The organism is Polaromonas sp. P2_G11, from assembly GCF_056403595.1.
In genome coordinates this window covers 857,075-873,774 of record NZ_JBFUFE010000001.1, presented here as the reverse complement: position 1 = coordinate 873,774, position 16,700 = coordinate 857,075, and the positions used below count along the sequence as shown (strand labels likewise).

Genomic DNA, 16,700 nt, shown 5'->3' with positions numbered 1-16,700 from the left:
TTCAGGCCGCCTTGCTGCCTGTCTCGGGCGTCGCTGTGTAACCGGCCATCTCGCTGTAGATAGCGCCGTGTTCAAGCTGCTCGGTGATCGTGCAGAACAGCGTGTCGTCGCCTTCAATGAAAGCGCGGGTCTCAGCATGCAATCCCGGCTTGAACTCTTTGTCGATTACATCATCGATGACGACGGGTTCGACTTTGACTGATGCCAGGTGGGTGACCTGCAACTGTTCCATTGGTTTGAAGATAAGCCTGCGCTTGCGGGTCAGCACCTCTACGGCCCAGCGGCCAGGAGCTTCCCAGTCAGCGTGATAGCTAAATAGCACACCGCGTTCGGTTACGCCGGCGCCGCAAAACCGCGCGGCAGCCGAATGCCAGTCAAGCGCGCCAGCACGCCAGCTTTTCCAGTCCTTCGGGAAGCCGCAGAGATGGAACGCAAGGTCGGGCACGTGCGACGAGTTGGCGATGACCCAGGACTGCTTGACCGAATCGGGTAGGGGCATCGGTACGATCGTGTGAGCCCATTCGGTAAATTCGAAGCTGCAACTGAGTGCGCCGCCGTCTTCCTCAATCATTTTTCGTGCCTGCCGGGTCGCGGCGTAGAAGCGCCGGCTGTAAGCGATCAGCACATTGGCCTGGTGCTGCTCGGCTGCCGCCGCGACCGCGCCGAGTTCAGCCAGATTCAGGCCACCGGGCTTTTCAAGCAGGATGCGCCGGGTGCCGGCCTCCAGTAAATGGAGTGCAACCGGCGCAAGCTCCTCGAAACTCGCTGCCACGATCGCTCGTGCTGGCGCTCCTGACTCAGCGAGCGCTTGCACCAAGCCGCCACGCCGTACGGCGTGGCCGGTGGCGGCCTCAAAGGCCAGTGCAGATGATTCGCCACGCCCGATCACCTCGAAGTCCAGGCCCAGATGTTGCAAGACTTTGGCGTATTCGCGGGCATGCGGCCCCGCGCCGATCAACCAGATGTTCACGTCTATGTTCCTCGGTTTCAGGTGATGGGGACAGCGCCGGCTTCGGCATTGACGGCGACGCACCAATGATCAAGCAGGGCTCGAATATAAGGACGATGGATCTCGAGCGACTGCTCCAAAGTCGGCAACGCGCAATCGTTGCCGACAAGAATCGACTCGATGAGTGCGCCGCTTACTTCGCTCTGGAAGGGGAGGCGCCCCGGCAAATCGAGTCCGTCGGATCGTTTTGCGGTGCCGGCCGCTTCGTCGATGGCCCAGCGGTGTATGCCGTCATCGAGTTCAAAGCGGTAGAAGACATCTCCGTCGCCGGCTTCCAGGGTCGCAGTTGATCCGCCCGAGAAGTCGACTTTAAGCGTGCCCATGACCTCCCAGTTGCCGGGGCGCTTGGATTCGATCCAGCCAGGTGCGAGTTCACTGGTATCAAATGTTGTGGGCGTTTCACCGGTCCACCAGGCGAACATGTCCAGAAAGTGGATTGAGTTGCAGGCCAGTCCCCATGCACCTCCACTGACCTTCAGATGCATTGGTTTACCGGGCGTTAGCTGCGCTTTGATCTGTTGATGCCAGTCGAGCATTCTTCGCGGCGTGTTCACCCAGGCTCTGGCGTGGCCAACGTGATGCTCAATCTCGTCGAGCCCTGTCTCACTCTGTGCCAGCACCTTTTCGAGGATCCAGGCGCCTACCGTCGTCCGCGCGGCAATTTCTCGCACCACCTCAGGTCGCCAGCGTGCGGTAGTTGCAACAATCGCGACGTCGATGGCTGCCGGCATCGTTGCGAGCGAGGTATGCAACTGGACCTGATGCGGGCTGTTCGCTTTCGCGACCTCGTCCCAGCGTTGTTGCGCTCTCGCGAGCGACACCGGATCGACGTCTTGAACGTGAATGCAAAGCGGGCTGGCACAGTTCACAAGGCCTTGCAGGTAGCGCGAGCCGAGTTGGCCTGCACCGGAGATGAGGACGCTGTGGGTCATGCTACGTGCCCTTTTCTTGCCCGGTAGAAACCGCTGATCAAATTCTCCATGGCCGACAGTTCGGCGATCAACCGGTCATCAATCAGAAATTCAACGGGAGGAGTAAGTTTTTGCAGATCTTGCAATTGGCCATAGTTGCCGGGCGTCGGTGCCGGGACAGCACCGAACATGGCTGACTTGAGGTACTCCAGCCATCTGCGCGGCAGCAGCCGTTTGGCGATAGCAGCGGTGCTCTTGCGGAAGGTATTCAATACCGCGCCTGGACCTGTCAGCGCCTGCCTGGTATCACGGTCGAGATCATCGAGATGCCTGATAAATGTCTCGACCGCCTCGCGCACTACGGCACGCGCGCGCGCGTCGTCAACGGTAATGGCGCTTTTGAGCTCACGGGTGAGTATCGCGAAAAACCGCTCGTGCTCCGTCTCAAATTGAGCAGACGACCACCAGTCGCGAAACGACAGACCGCGATTGAAGTCTGTGCTCGTGATAGACCGGTTTTCGCTGGAGCGCATCCAGTACACCTCGTCGACCGTCGTAAGTTTTCCCCAGATATAGGTAGTGATTCCTTGCTGCATCTCGCTCACATAGGGTGACGACCAGTTTTCAAGCTGCCCCCAGGATTTGCACCAGACTGGCGCGCGCAAGACGGCGTAGCAGGTCGCGGCCGTATAGTCCGACATTGCAGTCTGCAGCCGCTGTTCAATCTCGTCCTGCCGGACCGTGTAACGCCAATGCGGGTAACCGTGGCCGTAACTGCAGGCAGTCCCGTCCTGCATGGTATGAAACGCCAGCGACTGCGCTATGCAGGCGCTCAGTGAAGCGTCGCGTTCAAGTGCAAGAATTGCGCTGCAAAGTCCGCTGAACAGAAAAAATTCGTCGTCCCCGAGCAAGGTCGCGTACGGCGTGCGGATATGTTTGGACGCCATTTTTAGACGGTCAGACATGCTGATTGCAGCATGTAGATAAATTACATCGCTAAGGCCATCCAGCGTCTGCCGCGAGATGCCATCCAGTGGTTGCGGTGAGCCGTCGACGATCACCACGCTCGCACCACTGCCGTGCCAATACACACACTGTCGCAACAGGAAATCCTGTCTTGCATAGCAAGGTATGACCACTGTCAGCAGCGAAAGCGTGGCAAAAGAAGGGTTTTCTTCGTTAGCGCTTTTTCGCAGCGAGTGGGCAAACCAGCTATCGAGAGTGGGATTGGCCATGGTTTTCAAACGTCTGGAAACGAATTTCTCCGAAAAAAGGCATCAGATGCGCTTGAGATAGCCGTCTGGAGCCACCGTCAAAAGCAATTTGTTCTCGATGGCCTTGTCGATTTCAAATACGAGCTTTCCACCATCGACGGCTTGGCGGCCTTGTTCTTTCAGTCGCTTGAGGTATTCCCATACCGCGGTCTTCGGGTTGTTGCCATGTGCCCAGGGGCGATCAGGGAACATATCGTTCGGCAGATCCTCGACAATCGTGTCGAACACGCAGCAATAACTGCCCGCACTTGTCAAAGGTGCGTAGGCTTCGAGTTCTGCCAATACGTGCTCGTGCGTATGGTTTGAATCGAGAAATACCATGACTTTTCGGTGCTTTTTCGCGATCGCGTGCACCTGTTCGATGATTTTTTCATCAGTCGATGAGCCCTCGAGCATCTGGATGCGGTGCGCCATCGGGTGTGCTTCTATTGCATCGCGATTGTGCTTGCGGATATCGATGTCGAGTCCGAGCACGTGGCGCGATGTGGCTTTCGGGTCGAGCGTGGAGCCGCTTTCGACGGCTTCGCAGTAATCAATCAACGCCAGCATTGCGGCGCTCATGAGCAATGAGCCGCCATGCGCGATGCCTGTTTCGATAATCAGATCCGGCTTGACCTGCCAGATCAGTTCTTGCGTCGCGACCATATCGACCGGGGTCTGGATAATGGGTCGGCCCTGCCATGAAAAGTTATACATATAGCGGCCGCGGAAAGCTTCCGCCATCCATTGCGACGACAGTGATTGCCATGATTTGTTGGCGGGATAGCTGGCGATGGTGCTGAATTTCTCAGCTTCGAAAGCCGCGATTGGATCGTTGGGTGTGGCGCTCACAGTGGTACTCCGTGTTGGATGGGATAGGTGGACAACAAGCCTGAGAGCCGATCTTTCAGCTTCATGGGCAGGTAGTGGAACTCGGTAGTTACCGCCGCTATGTCGACGGTCGGGAAAATGCGCTCGGGCGCGCCTGGTGCGAAGGAGATATGTGCGCCCGTCAGCGCCGCCAGCTCGCGTGCCAGTTCGGCGTGACATACGGATTGCCCGCTAGCTACGTTGTAGAGGCGCTGCCGGCCGCTAATCGCGATATTTTCGAGCAACGGTACGACATCGTCGATGTCGACGTAATCTTTGCAGGAGGTCGGACTTTCATGGATCGTGACGCTATTGGTCTCGCGCAGTTCACGGATCACCGACGCCAGGAATGTAGCTTTACCTTGCCCAGGGCCATAGACATTGGATAGCCTTGCCACCCGCACGGCCGGCGAAGCCTGCGTAAGACACAGGGCTTCACCGAGAAGCTTACTGAGGTCATACAGGCTGTCGGCCGACGGTGCGATCGAGATTTTCGCATCTTCTTTCGCGCTGTCAGTTGGCGCCAAGCTCGCGTAGACCCGAGTGCTTGAGAGGTATAGCCACGAATCGAAGCGGCTCGACTGGAGCAATGTTGAGAGTAAACCAACATGCGCTTCGACGGTGTCATGTGGTCGACTGCGAAAGTTGGCTGTCAGGCCGATCGCATAAATCACGTGGCCGAGGTTCTCCTCGCTATGGACTAGCGCGCCGCGCACCGGCGCGGTTACTTCGTAACCGCGCTCACGCAGATGAGTGACCAAGTGACGGCCGACAAACCCGGCGCCACCAAACACTGTGAATTTCATTCGCCAGGAAACCCATCCAAGGGATGATGTAGTTCAGGTGATTTATGACGGAGTAACTTGGGGCTCACGTTCTTTACCTGCTTGAAAAGGGGGCCAGATATGAGTTGCGTATTTGCTACGGCCAGCATGTTGAAGCCATGCGGTGGGCCCTCGAGGTAAACGGCCTCGGCCGGAATGAGTTCGATACAAAGCTCCCCGACTTCGTGGTTATTGTGGAAATCGCGCACCGCAAAAAGCTGATAGCCCGCTGCGCTCAACAATTTACAAACTGGTGCATTTAGTAAGCCGTTTGACCAGTCCACATAGTCCCGGTGAACTTCAAAAACGATGCTTGGGTGGTTATTCAGGAGTGTTTTTTCAGCTCCTAGCAGCGCACGAAACTCCGCGCCCTCAATATCGAGCATGATGACGCCGAGTCGGCGTTGCATTGCGGCGCAATAGTCGTCAATTCGTACCGTTTCAAAACTATCTTCGGCAGTGTCCGCAACGACCGAATTGGCGAACGAGTCGAAGCCTTCAAGACGAAGCCGCTGGCTGCTGACATCCCACAGTCCCTTGCGATTAATGACCAAGTTGTTCAGATCATTTAGCGCAACATTTCTTGCGAGCATTTCTGATTGCTCGGGACTGGGCTCAAAACAATGAACCTGACGGTCTTCTTTCTGCAGTTGGCGAGCCAATAAAATGGCATGATCGCCAAAATATGCGCCACCTATCAGAACATCGCCGTCGCTGTGGGCGGACAGGTGTTGCAGTAATCTTGTCGTTTGAGGTTCCCAGACATGAGTAGGATTTTCCCGCTCCGAAAGCATGAAATCCCTCGCAATTTTTGTTCGGTAGAGAAACTCAAAGCGTGTTCCATCCTGCAGTGTCTTTTCATATCGGTCATCTTCGGTGTGAAGCGCATCGATAATCGGGCCCGTAATGTCATCGCGAACCGAACCTTGATAGTCGAAGGTTTTTTCTGCTTCCTTCAACCAGTCAATCAGACGTCTGCGCAACAAGGCATCGCGTCCAAGCGTCGAAAGTGCTCGTTGTAATTTTTGACCGTTTAGGTCACGAGGGTCGTTTGACATTGTTTTCTCCAGAGACGAAAGATTTTGGCAAAAGCCGAATCGGTGTTGACGCGCTACGCACGCATTAAGGTACTAATTTTCAGTGTGAATTGCGAACTGGATCGAGTGGTTGAAGCATGCTTAATTCACGCCATGATTTTCAGTTCGGGAACCGCAACCACAAAATTGCCGCCCCAAGTTCGCACGTGGGCTTGCTGTTGCATGACTTCGGCAGCGATATTCCAAGGCAGGATAACCACCACGTCCGGGCGGTGTTCGGCCATTGCCGATGGTGGGAGGATTGGAATGTGATTGCCAGGCAGGTATTTGCCCTGCTTGGATGGAGCGGCGTCGCAAACATATGCCAGCAGGTCTGGCTTGACACCCGCATAGTTCAACAGGGTATTTCCCTTGGCAGCCGCGCCGTAGGCCGCGACCTTTTTGCCGGCGTTCTTTTGCTCGATCAGAAAGGTAAGTAACTTGTTTTTGACCCGATCGGCCTTCGGCTGAAAATTCAGATACGTGTTCAAGTCACGGAGGCCGTGGCGCCGTTCGTCTTCGAGAATACGCGCGACCGCGCCGGTACTCTCGCGTGTGTCCTCGCGGTGGCAACCGTAGACGCGCAGGCTGCCGCCATGGGTGCTGAGTTCTTCGACGTCCCACACACGCAGGCCGGCCTGGTCGAAGATACGGCTGACGCTTTGCAGTGACAAGTAGGAAAAATGTTCGTGGTAGACCGTATCGAACTGGTTGTGCTCGATCAGTTGCATAAGGTGCGGGAATTCGAGCGTGATCACACCAGTCGGCTTGAGCACCGACTTGAGGCCACGTGTGAAGTCGTTGATGTCCGGTACGTGCGCATAGACGTTGTTACCGATGATGAGATCGGCCTGTTTGCCTTCAGCTGCCAGGCGTTTGGCCAACGTATCACCGAAAAACTCGCGTAGTACCGGAATGCCGAGATTCTCTGCGGCCTTGGCTGTACCTTCTGTGGGTTCGATGCCGAGGCAGGGGATTCCCGGCGGCAGAAAGTTGCGAAGCAGATAACCGTCATTGGAGGCAACTTCAATCACGAAACTCTCGGAACCGAGTCCGAAGCGTTTGGTGATCGCTGTGGTGTAGCGTGCGGCGTGATCGAGCCAACTGATCGAGGTCGACGAGTAGTACGCATAGTCATAGCGGAACAGCTCGTTGGCTTGCGTGAAGTCCTCGGTTTGCACCAGCCAGCAGTGGTCACAGACAAACAGTTTCAGCGGGAGGTGAACCTCGGGCTGCGTAAGCTGCGCCTTGGTCAGATATGCATTGGAGGGCGGCGCAAACCCCAAATCGAGGAATACATGCTGCAGGGGAGTGTTGCAATGGCGGCAGTTCATGCGGCAAGTCCTGTGAAATCGTGATTAATGTGCTGGCGGCCACGATCACCTTCCGAGACATCGGTCGCGGGAAGCGGCCAGGTGATAGCCAGTTTAGGGTCGTTATAGGCAAGGCCGCCTTCGGCTTCAGGTTTGTAAAAGGCGGTATGCAGATACAACATCTCGCTGTTTTCCTCGAGCACCTGAAAGCCGTGTGCACAGCCCTCGGGAACGACCAGCATGCGGCCATTTTCAGGTGTGAGTTCCTCGGCATGCCAGTGTAAAAAAGTCGGTGAGCCTTGCCTTAGATCGACCGCGACATCCCACACCTTGCCCCGGATGCAGCGTATGAGCTTCATTTCGGCGTGTGGTGGGCGCTGGTAGTGCAAACCGCGAATCGCACCTTTTGACAGTGTGCGCGAGTGATTGATCTGCAAGATGCGACGCTCTCCGGTTACCTCGGCAAGCTCACGCTCGCAGAAGAGGCGGCTGAAGGCGCCCCGCAGGTCCGAGAATCGTGTGGTTTCAACCACCAGCACATCAGGCAGGGTGGTGTTGTGGATGGTCATCGTGCTCATGGAGAAGCCTGCGCGAGTTGTCGGAAGCTCGCGCTGTGTGTCAGCAGCTCGTCGTAGCTGCCTTGCGAAGCGACCTTTCCGTGTTCGAGTTCAATGATGACGTCACAATTCATGACGGTCGTCAGGCGGTGTGCGATAAGAAGGATCGTGAGGCCGCGATCCAGCCCGTCAATCGCAGTCATGACCGATTGCTCGGTCGCGTTGTCGAGGGCACTTGTCGCTTCGTCGAATATCAGCACGCTGGCCTTTTTGTAGAGGGCTCGCGCGATGCCGATGCGCTGGCGTTGACCGCCTGATAACTGGATGCCGCGTTCACCGACATGCGCGTTGTAGCCGCCGGTACGGCTTTCGATAAATTCGGCAATCTGTGCCTGTTGCGCGGCTTCGCGTACACGCGACATATCGATCAACTGCCTTGGCACGCCAAAGGCGATGTTTTCAGCGAGACTGGTGTCGGCCAGATAGATGCTCTGCGGTACATGGGCGATGGTGCGCTGCCAGGCACGCAGATGGTCGCCACTGACCGGTTTGCCATCCACCAGCAGTTGTCCCTCGGTTGGAAGCAACAAGCCCATCATGAGGTCGAGTGTTGTACTTTTCCCGCTACCCGTGCTACCGACAAAACCGACGCGAGTTCCCTTAGTGATTGTCAGATCGAGACCATCAAGCACCCACGGCGTTGTGTCCGAATAGCGAAAGCGCACCTGGTCAAAATGAATATGGTTTTTGAAATCCAGCGGTGCAGCCGGTGGCTGGAATGCTTCGGGTGGGAGCGGCTGGTCGAGCAGCGCCAGCGTTTCGGCGAGCGAGGCCTGACAGCTCACGATCGTGGCCCAGGCCCCGAAACTTTGTTGCAAGGCCGGGAGCAGGCGCTGCGCGCCGAGTGCGAGTGCGCCGAGCACCGGTAATGCGCCCGCAACGCCGCCGTTTTGCTGACTGAGTGCATAAGCCAGCGCCGCGATCAGCACCATGCCAACCGCTTCCATCGCGTAGCGCGGGCTGATATTGATGAATTGGCTGTCGCTTTGGGCGCGGCGCAGCGGATGATCGGCCTTGCGGTAGATCTCGCAATACAGCGGTTGCGCATTGTCTAACAGCACATCGCGGATGCCACCGAGGCCTTCTTGCAGCGCCTTGACGACCTGCGTCTGCTCGCGTGCCACCAGCTCGCTGTTTTGCCGGAGCCGGCGCCTGGTTATGGCGGCAATGATGGTGTAGCTGGCGCCAAAGCCCAGCGCGGCGACGGTTGCGGCAAATGGGTCGATGACGACAAGAACGGCAACAACGGACGCGAGCAGGACGACCGAGCTCAGCAGCACAAGTACCGGTTGCAGCACCCCGAAAGCTATGCTGTTGACCTTTTGCGTGATGCCGGCGATGACCTCACTGCTGTTGCGCGAGACATGTACCTGATAGGGCTGGTAGAGGGTGCGCCGATAGAGTTCGGTGCTGAGATCGGAACCGCTGGTCAGGCCCAGGCGCATGCCAGCCCAGAGTAGCAACATGCGCAAGGCCCCGGCCAGAAGCGCTGCTGCCGCAAAAATAATCGTCAGCGGCAGGATTAATCCTTGTGCTGAAGCGATACCCCATGCCTGTGCGACCTGGGTGACGAGTGGGTAGGCGAACAGCCGCTCCGGTGCGGTCAGGACCGCGAGAAAAGGCAGTACGGCGCCCAAACTCATCACCTCGGCGAACGCACTGACCAGCGTCAGGGCCAGCAAACCCGCGAACTGGCGCCGACGCCGCAGGCTCAAATGCAGCCAGAGCCGACGCAACAGTTGTGGGAGTTCCTGCTTCAAGGTCATAACTCAGTGTTTGGACGGCTTGCCAGCGAGAAAGGCCTCGACGCTTTGTCGCACGCTCGGAAGGTCGAGCCCATGCTCATGCAGCAGGTAATCCCAGGTGCCGCAGAGCGACGAGAAGCGGTCCTTGATGCCAATGCGGCAGACCGGCAGCGGCCGGTAGGCGGTAACTTCTTCGGTGATGCAGGCACCTAGTCCGCCCATGACCGAATGTTCCTCCAAGGTCACGATGGCGTCGACCCGGTCGATAATCGAATGCAGGCACTCGCGATCCAGCGGTTTGATCGACGGCACGCTCCAGGCTTCTGCGTCGAGGCCCTGCTTGATGAGTTCGAGTGCGGTCTTCACCATGGATCCGGTTGCGAGCAGGGCGATGCGCTTCCCTCTCGGACTCACCGGTAGCATGCCGCCAGCTTGCAGTTTGACTGGACCGTCGTGCACGTCACCGCGATCACTTTTGCCGACGCGCATATAGACCGGTGATTCGAGCCGCAGTGCAAGCTGCATGGTCGCGGTCATTTCAAAGCGGTCAGCTGGAGACAACACGGTCAATGCCGGTACCGCGCGCGTGCAGGCGATGTCCTCGGTGCACTGGTGGCTGCTGCCGAGATGGCTGTAAACGAGCCCGGCGCCGTCACCTATCAGGATCACAGGCAGGTTTTCGTAGCAGACGTCGATCTTGATCTGCTCAAGCACACGCATCGGTACAAATGCCGCGAGGCCATAAACGATGGGTTTGAAACCGGCTTTAGCCAGACCCGCCGCCACCCCCACCATATTTTGCTCAGCAATGCCGCAATTGATGTATTGGTTCGGCCTGGCCTTGCGAAAAGCGTCGAACAGGGCATAGCCATGGTCGCCCGTGAGAAGCAGCACTTTAGGGTCGGCCAGCGCGGCAGCGACCAGCGCGTCGGAGAATGCGTTTCTCATGCTGTGCCTCCGAGCTCGGCGATCGCGGCCGCGTGGGTCTCGGCGGTCAGCCGTGTGTAGTGCCAGACGTTGTTGTGCTCCATGAACGAGACGCCCTTGCCCTTGATGCTGGTCGCGACGATTGCTTTCGGCTTTCCGTTGCGGCCGGCGCGCGCGTCGCGGTAGGCCGCGTCAATAGCGGCTTCATCATGGCCGTCAATGGTGACTGCGTCGAAACCGAAGGCGCGGAATTTCTCCTCGATGTTGCCGAGTGCAATGACCTCGTCGGTGGTGCCCATTGCCTGGAAGCCGTTTTTGTCGACGATCACGACGAGGTTGTCGAGCTTGAAATGCGTGGCGAACAGCGCTGCCTCCCAGATCGCGCCTTCGTTGAGTTCACCATCCCCGACCAGCGCATAGCAGATCTGATCTGTCTGGCTGAGCTTTGCACCCATGGCCAGGCCTGTTGCTACCGAAAGCCCGTGCCCCAAAGAGCCGGCCGTTGCTTCGACGCCGGGAATATGGGCATCGGCCAACCCCTTGAGCCGGCTGCCGTCCTTGAAGTATTGGCTGATGTCGCCGTCGTCAAGCCATCCGATTTCGTGCAGGCAGGCGTACTGCGCCATCACGCCGTGGCCTTTGCTGAGCACCATGTAGTCCCGATCGGGTGATTCGGGATTCGCAGGATCGAACCTGAGATGACTCCGGTAAAGCACGGCGAGCAGTTCGACGATCGAAAATGCGCAGCCGATATGCACGGTCGCGCCGGAATAGGCCATATCCAGGACAGTTCTTCGGATGCGAGTGGCGTTGAATTTGTTCATGATGTGATCGATGAACGACTCCAGTTGAATGTTTTGAGCAGCGCGGCCTCGATCCCCGTGAATTCCGCAAGGCCGAGTTCCTCCCGCGCCTTGCGCGTGTCGGGCAGGTAGCGTGGCGCAGGTTCGGCGGTAGGCAATGCTTCGATCTTCACTTCAAGCCCGGCCCCCGAGGCTCGAACGATATGCTGCGCGAGCTCGGCGATACTTACCGCGCTTTCCGAGCCCACGTTATAGGCTTGGCCCGGCTTGCCGGTGCCGAGAATGCGTAATAGCCAGACGCAGAGGTCCGCCATGTACAAAAATGATCGCAGAGGCCGGCCGTCACCCCTGACTTCAATGGGCCGTCCAGCGAGCGCGTCGCGGATGAAATTCCCGGCTGCGAATGGCCCGTTCAGCGGCAGGCCTGGGCCGATCAGCGCATAAATGCGTGCGATGCAGGCACCAAGCCCGAACTGCGCGGCATAGGTGCATGCGAGCCATTCGGCCGCGCGTTTACCGTTGCCGTACGCAGCAGCCGGTTGCAGCAGATCGGGCGCGCATGCATAGGTCTCCGGCATTCGTTCGATTGAAGCAGGTTGGGCACCATAAATCGCGCCGCTGGACGTCAACAAAAAGCGCGATGCACCGCTTGCGTCGGCGAGGTCGAGCGCGCGCCGCGTTCCCTGCACGATCGAATCAAATACCGCCAGCGGGTCGGCCGCCCGGTGCGGATCGCCGACATCAGCGGCTGCGTGAACCATCAGGTCAAGCTTGCCGGCCGGCACGGTGAAGTCGAGCATATCCCCCGCGACCAGCCGGGTGTCGCGGCGATTGAACATGTGCGGTGACTCTTTCTGTGCACGTTCGGGATCTCGGCTCAGCACAATGAGTTCAAGACGGCTGCCGAGCGTGTCGTTCGCCCGCTGCAGCGACTGCAGCAGCCAGCTGCCGATGAAACCGGTGCCACCTGTCATGAACAGCCTGGCCCCGCCAAAGCGTGACCAGAACTCCGGTGTCAGAGACAACACCAGATCCAGATCATCGGCAGGGAAGGCAGCTTGCATGATGGTTTTTAGAAATTCACGCCGAGATAGGTCTCAATCTTGCGTGCGGCGAATTCAAGCATCGCCGGCGTCAGCGAGGGCTGTACGCCGATCCAGAATGTGTTGTTCATCACGTTGTCGGTGTTGGTCAGATCACCGCTGATGCGGTAGTTGCAGTCGCTCATGTAGGGCTGGCGCGTCAGGTTGCCGGCGAACAGCAGCCGCGTGCCGACCTTGTTCTGGTCGAGGTAGGTCAGCAGATCGAGCCGGGTGACCGGGCAATTTTCTTTCAGCGTGATCGGGAAGCCAAACCATGACGGATCAGAGTGCTCAGTCGGCTCGGGCAGGTTGACGAATTCCTCGCAGGCCTTCAGGCGCTCCTTGAGAAACGCGAAGTTGTCCTTGCGCGCCTGGATGAACTGCGGAGCCTTGTCGAGTTGCGCCAAACCGCAGGCCGCCTGCATATCGGTGATCTTGAGGTTGTAGCCGAGGTGGCTGTAGGTGTATTTATGGTCGTAACCTTCGGGCAGTTCACCGAGCTTCCAGCAGAAACGTTTACCGCAGGTGTTGTCCTTGCCGGGCGGGCAATAGCAGTCGCGGCCCCAATCGCGGAAGCTTTCGGCGATGACTTTGAGTTCGTCATTGTTGGTGAAGACCGCGCCGCCTTCGCCCATTGTGATGTGGTGGGCCGGATAAAAGCTCAACGTGGCAATGTCGCCGAAGGTGCCTACCATCTGGCCCCGGTAGGTGGTACCGAGTGCATCGCAGCAGTCTTCTACCAGCCAGAGCTTGTACTTCTTGCATAGTGCGGTCACAGCGTCGAGGTTGAAGGCGTTACCAAGCGAATGCGCCAGCATGATGGCCTTGGTCTTGGGACCGATAGCGGCCTCTATCTTGCTCGCATCAATGTTGTGTGTGAGGCGGTCAACATCAACAAACACAGGCACCGCGCCGAACTGGATGATGGGGTTGACGGTAGTCGGAAAACCCGCGGCCACGCCAATGACTTCATCGCCACGCTTGATCGCACGCTCGCCGAGCTTCGGCGAGGTCAAGGTGCTGAATGCCACGAGGTTCGCCGACGAGCCCGAGTTGACTGTGATGAGGTGCTTGACGCCAATGAATGCAGCGAGTTTTTTCTCAAATGCGGCGTTGAAGCGTCCGGTCGTGAGCCAGCCGTCGAGAGACGCCTCAACCATGTTCTTGAGTTCAGCGGCATCGAGTAGTTTGCCGGACGGCGGCACCACGCTCACACCGGGCAAGAAGGGTTCGGGAGCCAATGCGACTGCGGCGTACTGTTCTACCAGCGCAGAGATTTGCTCGCGAAGAGCTTGGGTTTTGGCGTTTTGCATAACTTGAAATCTGCCGATTCTGATGTTGTATAAAGCGGGGCTGATCAACGTTCGCGGGTCAATCGAGCCGACGTCAGCGAGCACTTTCTTTGACTTGCGCGAGGTAATCTGCAACCGCTGGTAGCGTGTCGCGGAAATTCAGGCCGTCCAGCGCCGGCGTACGCTCGAACAAAAATTCATAGTTGTCGTTGACTGGTCCGGGCAAGGCGCCGATTTTCAGCAGATCGAGACGATCTTGCGCCTCAAAAATGTAGGTGGCCAGGTTTTTCAGCATGACCGGCATGCCATGGCTTAGCTCGACCGAGCCGCTGGCGTGCGAATCTGCGAGCCGGAAGATTGCCGCAACTTCGTCATCAATATGATGGTACTCCCGTAACTGCATGCCGGGCGTCATCCTGAATTCGGCGTTCCTGTCGATAGCCTGCAGGATTTGACCGAGAAACATGAAGGGGTCCGGCGCCCGCCCCCCAAACAAGGTATGCAGGCGTATGTGCAAGCCGAGCCGGCTCGTCGCGCAAAATTCCTCGACAAAACGACCTAGTTTCGTTTTACTCCAATAGTAGGGATTAAGCCCTTTGTCGTCGACCACTTTTTCCATGACCGTACCGAAGGTAATGACTCGCGCCCCGGTTCGTGTTGCACCCTGAACCACATTTTTCGCCAGTGAAAAATTGATGCGTTCGTGCTCGTCATGTGGGCGACCAGGATCAATGATGCCTGTGGCAACGTAGACCACGCTGTCTTCGGCGGCGTGCCGGCTTTCGAAAAAGCGCGCGACCTCGTCAGCGCCGTCGTCGCGCCACCACTCCGAGTAAATGGAATGATCGGGCGCTTCGACGCGGGCCGGGTCTTGCGAGGCGTGTATAGCGTGGCCAAGGCGACCCCGGGCTCCCAGGATAAAAATCATCGGATTTTCGCTTCCTGACATCGCATGTTGGTTTTGAGATTTCGCATCGTTCGATCAGTGCCGGATCATTGTTTGATAATGGTCGATTTGCGCCAGAGTGGTTTCGCGGATGTCCGCGCCTTCACCGCGCCGCCGGGCCCAGACGACAATCATGTTCAGGGCCGTCTCGAGATTGAGCAATGGACGCCAGCTCAGCCGACCGACTGCTTTGGAAATGTCGAGCTTGAGGTAATTGGCTTCGTGAGGCTGCTCGGTTGCATCAATCTTCCAACGTGCGTTGCCGCCCCAGAGTTCGGCCATGCAGCTTACGATCACGCCGACCGGCCGCGCGTCTTCATCTTTCGGGCCAAAATTCCAGGCCTCGGCGCAGGCGGGACCGTTGTCGTAAAGACGTTCGGCGAGCGTCAGGTAGCCGCGCAGCGGTTCAAGCACGTGCTGCCAGGGACGTATGGCGTTCGGGTTGCGGATATCGACGACCCGGCCCTGTTCGAACGCAGCAAGAATGTCGGGAATCAGGCGATCCTTGGCCCAGTCACCGCCGCCAATGACATTGCCGGCGCGCGCTGTGGCCAGCGCAACGCCATGCTGGGCATGGGTCTGAGCGCTGAAGAACGATGCCCGATAGGACGCGCTGACAAGTTCAGCGCAACCCTTGCTGTTGCTATAGGGGTCATGCCCACCCATCGGCTCGTTCTCACGGTAGCCCCAGAGCCATTCCCTGTTCTCGTAGCATTTGTCGGTCGTTATGTTGACGACGGCCTTGACGCCAGGCGTGTGGCGCACGGCTTCAAGCAGGTTCACGGTTCCCATCACATTGACCGCGTAGGTTTCGACGGGTTCAACGTACGAGTGACGCACCAGCGACTGTGCCGCCATGTGGATCACGATCTGCGGGGCGGCCAGACGCATTGCCTCGCGTAGCGCGACGAGGTCGCGCACGTCACCGTGCAACGATGTCATGCCGTCGGCAACGCGAGCCGCATCAAACAGGCTTGGCTCGGTCGGCGGCGCCAGTGAATAGCCAGTGACTTCGGCGCCCAGGCGCTGTAGCCACAAGGACAGCCAGCTCCCCTTGAAGCCGGTATGACCGGTCAGAAAGACACGCTTGCCGCGCCAGAATTCGGGCGTCATTTCCACACCTTCCAGGGAGCCTTGCCTGAGGCCCAGAGTTCCTCAAGGTAATTCTTGTCTCGAAGAGTGTCCATTGGCTGCCAGAAGCCGCCATGCTGGAACGCTGCGAGTTGCCCTTCGTCAGCAAGCGACTCGAGCGGCTGCCGCTCCCAGGTGCAATTGTCGCCGTCGAGGTAGTCGAGAACGGCTGGCGACAGCACAAAAAAGCCGCCGTTAATCATGCCACCGTCGCCCTTGGGCTTTTCCTTGAAGCTGCGCACCTTGTCGCCCTCGAAGTCAAGCGCGCCGAACCGTCCTGGCGGCAAGGTTGCGGTCAGGGTCGCCTTGACGCCTTGCGCCTTATGAAACGCGAGCAGCGCGGTAATGTCGACATCGCCGACACCGTCGCCGTAGGTGAAGCAGAAGGCTTCTTCGTCCTTGACATACGATGCGACCCGGCCGAGCCGACCACCGGTCATGGTGTCTTCGCCGGTGTCGATCAGGGTAACGCGCCAGGGTTCAGCGCTGCGCTGATGCACTTCCATGCTGTTCTTGCTCATGTCAAATGTCACGTCGGACATGTGCAGGAAGTAATTCGCGAAGTACTCCTTGATCATGTAGCCCTTGTAGCCGCAGCAAATCACGAAATCGTTCACGCCATGGGCGGAATAAATCTTCAGGATGTGCCAGAGGATGGGTTTGCCGCCGATCTCGATCATGGGTTTCGGCCGCGAAGATGTTTCCTCGGAAATGCGCGTTCCCAGACCGCCGGCAAGAATGACTGCTTTCATGTTTTTCCTTGAGTTCGGTTATCCAAAGGCGCTGTCGTGGAAGTGACGTCGTTTGCGAAAAAAACGCTCAAGACAGACGGACCGTGCGAAGGGTCTCCAGCTTGCAGGGACGGCCACTCTGAGTGGCACAAGATTTGAAGATCACGCAA

General features: G+C 58.1%; 16 protein-coding genes. All 16 read right to left on the bottom strand.

The window, feature by feature from the left end:
• Nucleotide 1: 1 nt before the first annotated feature.
• The 16 genes from AC1DWQ_RS04270 to rfbF all read right to left on the bottom strand — a co-directional run bounded on the left by AC1DWQ_RS04270 (nucleotide 2) and on the right by rfbF (nucleotide 16,551).
• Complete coding sequence (locus AC1DWQ_RS04270) at nucleotides 2-970, bottom strand: Gfo/Idh/MocA family oxidoreductase (protein WP_477668510.1); 969 nt, start codon at nucleotides 968-970, stop codon at nucleotides 2-4.
• Nucleotides 971-987: 17 nt separating this feature from the next.
• Nucleotides 988-1,941: a Gfo/Idh/MocA family oxidoreductase gene (locus tag AC1DWQ_RS04265; protein WP_477668509.1), complete on the bottom strand. Its 954-nt coding sequence runs from the start codon at nucleotides 1,939-1,941 to the stop codon at nucleotides 988-990.
• Nucleotides 1,938-3,155, bottom strand: a complete 1,218-nt coding sequence (locus AC1DWQ_RS04260) for a TIGR00180 family glycosyltransferase (protein WP_477668508.1) — start codon at nucleotides 3,153-3,155, stop codon at nucleotides 1,938-1,940. Before AC1DWQ_RS04260 ends, AC1DWQ_RS04265 begins: the two co-directional genes overlap by 4 nt.
• Before the next feature lie 42 nt (nucleotides 3,156-3,197).
• On the bottom strand, nucleotides 3,198-4,025 hold the full coding sequence (locus tag AC1DWQ_RS04255; protein WP_477668507.1) for a cephalosporin hydroxylase family protein: 828 nt from the start codon (nucleotides 4,023-4,025) through the stop codon (nucleotides 3,198-3,200).
• Complete coding sequence (locus AC1DWQ_RS04250; RefSeq protein WP_477668506.1) at nucleotides 4,022-4,849, bottom strand: NAD-dependent epimerase/dehydratase family protein; 828 nt, start codon at nucleotides 4,847-4,849, stop codon at nucleotides 4,022-4,024. Before AC1DWQ_RS04250 ends, AC1DWQ_RS04255 begins: the two co-directional genes overlap by 4 nt.
• Nucleotides 4,846-5,925 (bottom strand): FkbM family methyltransferase, encoded by a 1,080-nt coding sequence (locus tag AC1DWQ_RS04245; protein ID WP_477668505.1) that lies wholly within the window; start codon nucleotides 5,923-5,925, stop codon nucleotides 4,846-4,848. The genes AC1DWQ_RS04250 and AC1DWQ_RS04245 overlap by 4 nt, the downstream gene beginning before the upstream one ends.
• Nucleotides 5,926-6,050: 125 nt before the next feature.
• Complete coding sequence (locus AC1DWQ_RS04240; RefSeq protein WP_477668504.1) at nucleotides 6,051-7,277, bottom strand: methyltransferase domain-containing protein; 1,227 nt, start codon at nucleotides 7,275-7,277, stop codon at nucleotides 6,051-6,053.
• Nucleotides 7,274-7,834, bottom strand: coding sequence for a dTDP-4-dehydrorhamnose 3,5-epimerase (gene rfbC, locus AC1DWQ_RS04235; protein WP_477668503.1), 561 nt, complete (start codon nucleotides 7,832-7,834; stop codon nucleotides 7,274-7,276). Before rfbC ends, AC1DWQ_RS04240 begins: the two co-directional genes overlap by 4 nt.
• The gene (locus tag AC1DWQ_RS04230) at nucleotides 7,831-9,633 is read right to left on the bottom strand and encodes an ABC transporter ATP-binding protein (RefSeq protein ID WP_477668502.1); all 1,803 of its coding nucleotides are present in this window, start codon (nucleotides 9,631-9,633) and stop codon (nucleotides 7,831-7,833) included. Before AC1DWQ_RS04230 ends, rfbC begins: the two co-directional genes overlap by 4 nt.
• Nucleotides 9,634-9,642: 9 nt before the next feature.
• Nucleotides 9,643-10,566: a transketolase family protein gene (locus tag AC1DWQ_RS04225; protein ID WP_477668501.1), complete on the bottom strand. Its 924-nt coding sequence runs from the start codon at nucleotides 10,564-10,566 to the stop codon at nucleotides 9,643-9,645.
• The gene (locus AC1DWQ_RS04220; RefSeq protein ID WP_477668500.1) at nucleotides 10,563-11,369 is read right to left on the bottom strand and encodes a transketolase; all 807 of its coding nucleotides are present in this window, start codon (nucleotides 11,367-11,369) and stop codon (nucleotides 10,563-10,565) included. Before AC1DWQ_RS04220 ends, AC1DWQ_RS04225 begins: the two co-directional genes overlap by 4 nt.
• Nucleotides 11,366-12,412: an NAD-dependent epimerase/dehydratase family protein gene (locus AC1DWQ_RS04215; protein WP_477668499.1), complete on the bottom strand. Its 1,047-nt coding sequence runs from the start codon at nucleotides 12,410-12,412 to the stop codon at nucleotides 11,366-11,368. Before AC1DWQ_RS04215 ends, AC1DWQ_RS04220 begins: the two co-directional genes overlap by 4 nt.
• 8 nt (nucleotides 12,413-12,420) lie before the next feature.
• Nucleotides 12,421-13,743, bottom strand: coding sequence for a lipopolysaccharide biosynthesis protein RfbH (gene rfbH, locus AC1DWQ_RS04210; RefSeq protein ID WP_477668498.1), 1,323 nt, complete (start codon nucleotides 13,741-13,743; stop codon nucleotides 12,421-12,423).
• A 73-nt stretch (nucleotides 13,744-13,816) separates the two neighbouring features.
• On the bottom strand, nucleotides 13,817-14,650 hold the full coding sequence (locus tag AC1DWQ_RS04205; RefSeq protein WP_477668497.1) for an NAD-dependent epimerase/dehydratase family protein: 834 nt from the start codon (nucleotides 14,648-14,650) through the stop codon (nucleotides 13,817-13,819).
• A 54-nt stretch (nucleotides 14,651-14,704) separates the two neighbouring features.
• The gene (gene rfbG / locus AC1DWQ_RS04200; RefSeq protein ID WP_477668496.1) at nucleotides 14,705-15,781 is read right to left on the bottom strand and encodes a CDP-glucose 4,6-dehydratase; all 1,077 of its coding nucleotides are present in this window, start codon (nucleotides 15,779-15,781) and stop codon (nucleotides 14,705-14,707) included.
• Nucleotides 15,778-16,551 (bottom strand): glucose-1-phosphate cytidylyltransferase, encoded by a 774-nt coding sequence (rfbF, locus tag AC1DWQ_RS04195; protein ID WP_477668495.1) that lies wholly within the window; start codon nucleotides 16,549-16,551, stop codon nucleotides 15,778-15,780. The genes rfbG and rfbF overlap by 4 nt, the downstream gene beginning before the upstream one ends.
• Nucleotides 16,552-16,700 lie beyond the last annotated feature (149 nt).